The sequence below is a fragment of the Corynebacterium marambiense genome (assembly GCF_016342275.1).
GTDB lineage: Bacteria > Actinomycetota > Actinomycetes > Mycobacteriales > Mycobacteriaceae > Corynebacterium > Corynebacterium marambiense.
This window is the reverse complement of record NZ_JAEIOT010000018.1, coordinates 1-6,537: the sequence shown is the minus strand read 5'-3', so window position 1 is coordinate 6,537 and position 6,537 is coordinate 1. Positions and strand designations below refer to the sequence as shown.

Annotated in this window: 3 protein-coding genes; 1 reads left to right on the top strand and 2 read right to left on the bottom strand. The window is 57.0% G+C overall.

Going from position 1 to position 6,537, the window contains the following annotated elements; genetic code table 11:
- The coding region (locus tag JDV76_RS12405; RefSeq protein ID WP_198737224.1) for a tetratricopeptide repeat protein at positions 1-1,250 on the top strand (1,250 nt) is incomplete at its 5' end.
- Positions 1,251-1,486: 236 nt separating this feature from the next.
- Here the strand turns inward: JDV76_RS12405 and JDV76_RS12400 are convergent.
- Both JDV76_RS12400 and JDV76_RS12395 read right to left on the bottom strand, forming a co-directional pair.
- Positions 1,487-3,841, bottom strand: coding sequence for a hypothetical protein (locus JDV76_RS12400; protein ID WP_198737223.1), 2,355 nt, complete (start codon positions 3,839-3,841; stop codon positions 1,487-1,489).
- Positions 3,842-4,159: 318 nt separating this feature from the next.
- On the bottom strand, positions 4,160-6,484 hold the full coding sequence (locus JDV76_RS12395; RefSeq protein WP_198737222.1) for a tetratricopeptide repeat protein: 2,325 nt from the start codon (positions 6,482-6,484) through the stop codon (positions 4,160-4,162).
- Between the last annotated feature and the right edge of the window lie 53 nt (positions 6,485-6,537).

The window sequence follows — 6,537 nt, the reverse complement described above, 5'->3', positions numbered from 1 at the left end:
CCTTGCCGTTGCTGTTTTCGGCTGTAAATGTGTTGTCGAGGATTTCTGATGTGGTGACCGATGGTTCGGATCGGGTGCTGGCTGAAAGAGCTGTGGCGGCAACCCGCCGGTTCGCCGAAGAAAACCCTGACAGTCCGGAATCACAACGCAACCTGTCGGCATCCCTGGCCAGGCTCGGGGATGTGCTGCGCCCGCAGGACCCGGCAGCGGCACGAGACCACTTCGAGGAATCGTTGGAAATCCGGCGCCGGTTGGCTAAAACCAACCCGACCAGCCTGCAGGCGCGCCGCGACCTGGCGGTATCCCTGGACAACGTCGGGGATGTGCTGGTGCCGGTGGACCCGGCAGCGGCACGAAAGTACTTTGAGGAATCGTTGGAGATCGCACGCCGGTTGGTCGACGCCCACCCGACCAGCCTGGAAGCACACCGCGACCTATGGGTATCCCTGGGAAAGGTCGGGGATGTGCTGGTGTCGGAGGACCCGGCAGCGGCACGAGGATGCTACGAGGAGTCGTTGGGTATCGCACGCCGGTGGGTAGAAGCCAACCCGACCAGCCTGCAGGCGCGCCGCGACCTTTCAGTATCCCTGAACAAGGTCGGCGATGTGTTGCGCCCGGTGGACCCGGCAGCGGCACGAGATCACTACGAGGAATCGTTGACTATCGACCGCCAGTTGGCGAAAGTCAACCCGACCAGCCTGCAGGCGCGCCGCGACCTATGGGTGTCCCTGACTAGGCTTGGGGATGTGCTGCGCCCGGTGGAGCCGGCAGCGGCACGAGGACGCTTAGAGGAGTCGTTGGAGATCGCACGCAGCTTGGTAGAAACCCACCCGACCAGCCTGCTGGTGCAACACGATCTGTTAGCATCTCTGACCAAGGTCGGGGACGTGCTGCGCCCGGTGGACCCGGCAGCGGCACGAAAGTACTACAAGGAAGCGTTGGGTATCGCACGGCGGTTGGCGGGAGCCCACCCGACCAGCCTGGAAGCGCGCCGCGACCTGGCGGTATCCCTGAACAGGGTCGGGGATGTGCTGCGCTCGCAGGACCCGGCAGCGGCACGAAAGTACTACGAGGAGGCATTGGATATCGCACGAGGCATCAGTGCCAATGCCCCTGATGATCGCATGGGTCTTCTGCTACTTGGTTATTCTCTTCAACAGCTTTCTTTACTTATTGAAGATAAAGATCCGGAAGAATGGGTAAAATTGCGCAAAGAACTTTCAGAGGTTATCCGTCGGCTAGAAAAATAGTGGAGGATAGCATTTACTTATCTTTCTGTTTCAAGCAAGCATTAGGCGACTTTTGGCACAACTGAACCGGCACAGCCGGGGCGCCCATGTCGCTGAAAAGCATACCTTGATCTAGTGACATCAGCTAAATGCTATATCGAGATGTTGACTTGAATACTCAGCATCTTTCTATGATGCAGGTTTCTGACAGGTGACCGTATGGAAGGCTCAGCTGAATACTGTGGCTGCTAGGAATCTCATTCCGCTAGTTCGTAGTGTTCTTTGAAATAGTCTGCATCCACGATCCAACGATGGTGGTATTGACCTACCTCACGGACCATTATCTGGCCTTCTTTGGCGGGCGTTGGGTCGAACGACTCTGGATTCTTCGGCAGTTCTCCGAGAATCGCAGGTCTCGCTTCTCTTAGCCCTGTGCGCATGTACCTGTTCCCTTCAATATGACGGTAATGTTCGTTGAAGAACTCTGGTTTTACGCTGCGTCCGTTTCCTCCGGGGCTGGAGATCCACCAGTCACCCGACTCTGCGAGGTTTCTTCCTCCAGAGGAATCAGTCCACACCGTTGGCGCGGTGATCCGGCTAGCCCGGACCTCCTGCGTCATCTTGTAGGTGTGCCACACGGGGTAGGGCCGGTATCCGGCACTTTCGAGGAGCTTCAAAGCGGCATCGACAGATTCCCTTGTTTTCTCCCGACCTCGTTCACGGTCATCATCGAAGAGGTCCCATTCTTTGATGTTTCTGTTCCACTTCTCAAGTTCACGGTGTGCTTCGTATTCTTCATCGGTGACACCGTCGGGGGGATAAGTCCAGCCGTGTGCTTCGTAGTAGCGAAGCCAGGAGTCGTGTTCTTCCTTATAGAGAAACTCTTTCTCATCAGATTTCAGTTCAGTTTTTGCGGGTTCATCATCCAAAGGTAGTGACCATGTCAGGTCGAGCCTCGTGATACTGGACAAAATACAGCCTATCTGGCGAATATTGCTAGAACGGTAGAAGTCGTTAAGCTCTGACCACTCCCTCTGCCCTTCAGATCGAGGACCATCAGGAGCGGGACCAAACTTTGAGAGGTAGCTGTCGTGGAGGAGCTTTCCCAACCGCGACCACCTATCCAAAGGCGTCGATACGTGTGTCATGCAGAGTCCGAAGAGAAAAAGATTGCCGACCAGTGGTTGGTCGCTGATTGTTGTGTCTCCCTCGATCCAGGTGAAGACGGTTGCTTCGGGTACGAGAGCCGCCACTCGGTGGGCCAGACAAGGGTCTCCGTGTCCGGGTTCAGTTGCCAGAATCACGGCTGTCTCTGGTGTGGTGGCTCCCTCCGTGTTCAGGTAGTCGACCAGTCCTGTCGTTGAGTTGGTTTCATAACTTGTCAGCCAGGGAATATCATCGCTATCCTCGTACCGATTCAGGAGTGTCGAGAGATATTTTTGATCTGCTTTTGAATGTTCGCTCACCAACGTAAAGCTAAGGGGGGCAACACTGCTGCCCGAAACGCTCAGTGCTTTGCTTTCCCGGAGATTCTGTGCATATTCCAGCACTAGGGCTGTCGCTAATTGTGATGAACCGGATATAATAATTCTATCGAAACTGCGGTCATTGATTCGACTGAGAAGTTCTCTGGCAGTGAACTCATGAATAGAGAATGCATCCACGAAATAAGGAAATATGTGAGAGATGGCCTCCCTCCTCCACACCTCCGCCGACCAGGGATCATCGAGACGCACGAGTATCTGATGGTTGAAACGGGGGTCTGATTCGTGATTAGCCAAGGCCGCTTTCACATGGCTGTAACAGGAAATCACGTACGTTGGATCCTCATGGAGGATGTAAAGCGATCGGAACGATAGCTTACCGTTACTGCACAGTAACCGTTGCAGGACTTCGGACGTAATGGAGCCGTTCAGCTTGTAAATCAGGGCACCTGCCAAACGTGCCATCTCCTCGTATTCCGCAGCCGTTGACGGATCTACGACAGCAATAATTGGTTCTTCGGTTTTTTCTCGCAGGCTCGTGATCAACTGCAGGCTGTGCTGGTTGAGACCGATGATGACAGTGGCCCGGAACTGACTGTTAGCCCGAAGTCGGCCTAGTACTCCTTGACCTGATCTGGTCAGAAGCTGCATCGCTGAGGAAAAGACTGTGGCAATACCGGTGAGCCTGGCTATCTCCAGAGAAAAGGGAATGCCATGAGTACCCTCGGGAACTTCGAAGTTTCCAAGGAAAAGATTTAGAGTCCGAGTTATCTGTGTCCATGGTGGGGTGTAGCCAGGGAAAGGTATTTGGTAGTACGCCCAGAATCCAAACCCAATCGTGAGTATCGCAAGTACGGTCGTGAACAGTAACCACACTGTACGGGAAGTTAGTGATCGTAGCTTCCCCAAGAAGATCACGCTGCCGATAGCTGTAGCGAGCATGGCCAGAATGATTAAAGAACGAGTCCATGGGCTGTTCCATACAGGGCTTCCTGCACCTGCGACACTGTCGACGATGAACACCAGGATAACCGTGATGAGCAGGATGAAGCCTGTCAGTCCAAGCCGCAGTTGGTTAGATTCGTTGGATGGCGCTGCAATGCTAGAAGGAGCGGGTCTTGTAGTCATGGGTTCAGTACCTGTCAATGAATCGTCTGTAATCGTAGGAACACTTACTTGGTTTGGGGGATTGCGGCCAGTATATTCGATACTCAAAGGGGGCAGATGTGGTGATAGATATTTTGGAAACTAGGCATCGTCTACATGATCCAGCATTCTGGCCTCCGACATGAAGGGTACGTGGGGGTTGCCTCCCCGGAGACAGAGCTCAACCGAGCAAGACTTTATACAGGAGTATCGGTAGATGCGGACCTGTGCCGTTTCAGTTGCATCAAAAGTCACCCAATGCTTGCCGGAAACAGAAAGATAAGTAAATGCTGGACTTCACTATTTTTCTAGCCGACGGATAACCTCTGAGAGCTCTTTGTCCAATTTTACCCATTCTTCCGGATCTTTATCTTCAATAAGTGAAGAAAGCTTTTGGAGAGAATAACCAAGTAAGAGAAGACCCATGCGATCATCAGGGGCATTGGCAGTGATATCTCGTGCGATACCCAACGCATCCTCGTAGTATCCTCGTGCCGCTGCCGGGTCCTCAGACACCAGCACATCCCCGACCTTGATCAGGGATACCGCCAGGTCGCGGTGTGCTTCCAGGCTGGTCGGGTGGGCGTCGGCCAACCGGCGTGCGATACCCAACGCCTCCTCAAAGTACTTTCGTGCCGATGCCGGGTCCTCAGACACCAACACATCCCCGACCTTGATCAGGGATACCGCCAGGTCGCGTTGCGCTTCCAAGCTGGTCGGGTTTTCTTCAACCAACCGGCGCCGGATCTCCAACGATTCCTCGTAGTGATCTCGTGCCGCTGCCGGGTCCTCAGACACCAGCACATCCCCGACCTTGATCAGGGATACCGCCAGATCACGGTGTGCTTCCAGGCTGGTCGGGTTTTCTTCAGCCAACCGGCGAGCGATACCCAACGCCTCCTCAAAGTACTTTCGTGCCGATGCCGGGTCCTCAGACACCAACACATCCCCGACCTTGATCAGGGATACCGCCAGGTTGCGGCGCGCCTGCAGGCTGGTCGGGTGGGCGTCGGCCAACCGGCGCCGGATCTCCAACGATTCCTCGTAGTGCTTTCGTGCCGCTGCCGGGTCCTCCAGGCGCAGCACATCCCCGAGCCTTTCCAGGGACAGCGCCAGACCGCGGTGCGCTTCCAGGCTGGTCGGGTTTTCTTCAACCAACCGGCGCCGGATCTCCAACGATTCCTCGTAGTATCCTCGTGCCGATGCCGGGTCCTCAGACACCAACACATCCCCGACCTTGATCAGGGATACCGCCAGGTCGCGGCGCGCCTGCAGGCTGGTCGGGTGGGCGTCGGCCAACCGGCGCCGGATCTCCAACGATTCCTCGTAGTGCTTTCGTGCCGCTGCCGGGTCCTCCAGGCGCAGCACATCCCCGAGCCTTTCCAGGGACAGCGCCAGACCGCGGTCCGCCTCCAGGCTGGCAGGGTTTTCTTCAACCAACCGGCGCCGAATCTTCAACGATTCCTCAAAGTACTTTCGTGCCACTGCCGGGTCCTCAGACACCAGCACATCCCCGACCTTGATCAGGGATACCGCCAGGTCGCGGTCCGCCTGCAGGCTGGTCGGGTGGGCGTCGGCCAATCGGCGCCGGATCTCCAACGATTCCTCGTAGTATCCTCGTGCCGATGCCGGGTCCTCAGACACCAGCACGTCCCCGACCTTGTTCAGGGATACCGCCAGGTCGCGGCGCGCCTGCAGGCTGGTCGGGTGGGCGTCGGCCAATCGGCGCCGGATCTCCAACGATTCCTCGTAGTGCTTTCGTGCCGATGCCGGGTCCACAGGGCGCAGCACATCCCCGAGCCTTTCCAGGGACAGCGCCAGACCGCGGTGCGCTTCCAGGCTGGTCGGGTTTTCTTCAACCAACCGGCGCCGGATCTTCAACGATTCCTCAAAGTACTTTCGTGCCGCTGCCGGGTCCTCCAGGCGCAGCACATCCCCGACGTTGTCCAGGGATACCGACAGGTCGCGGCGCGCTTCCAGGCTGGTCGGGTTGGTTTTAGCCAACCGGCGTGCGATCTCCAACGATTCCTCAAAGTACTTTCGTGCCGCTGCCGGGTCCTCCAGGCGCAGCACATCCCCGACGTTGTCCAGGGATACCGACAGGTCGCGGCGCGCTTTCAGGCTGGTCGGGTTGGTTTTAGCCAACCGGCGTGCGATCTTCAACGATTCCTCGTAGTGATCTCGTGCCGCTGCCGGGTCCTCCAGGCGCAGCACATCCCCGACCTTGATCAGGGATACCGCCAGGTCGCGGTGTGCTTCCAGGCTGGTCGGGTGGGCGTCGGCCAACCGGCGTGCGATACCCAACGCCTCCTCAAAGTACTTTCGTGCCGATGCCGGGTCCTCAGACACCAACACATCCCCGACCTTGATCAGGGATACCGCCAGGTCGCGTTGCGCTTCCAAGCTGGTCGGGTTTTCTTCAACCAACCGGCGCCGGATCTCCAACGATTCCTCGAAGTGATCTCGTGCCGCTGCCGGGTCCTGCGGGCGCAGCACATCCCCGACCTTGATCAGGGATACCGCCAGGTCACGGTGTGCTTCCAGGCTGGTCGGGTTTTCTTCAGCGAACCGGCGGGTTGCCGCCACAGCTCTTTCAGCCAGCACCCGATCCGAACCATCGGTCACCACATCAGAAATCCTCGACAACACATTTACAGCCGAAAACAGCAACGGCAAGG

Bases quoted from the DNA above. Each gene is read 5' to 3' on its own strand.
- JDV76_RS12400 (WP_198737223.1), bottom strand. From the start codon at position 3,841: ATGACTACAAGACCCGCTCCTTCTAGCATTGCAGCGCCATCCAACGAA.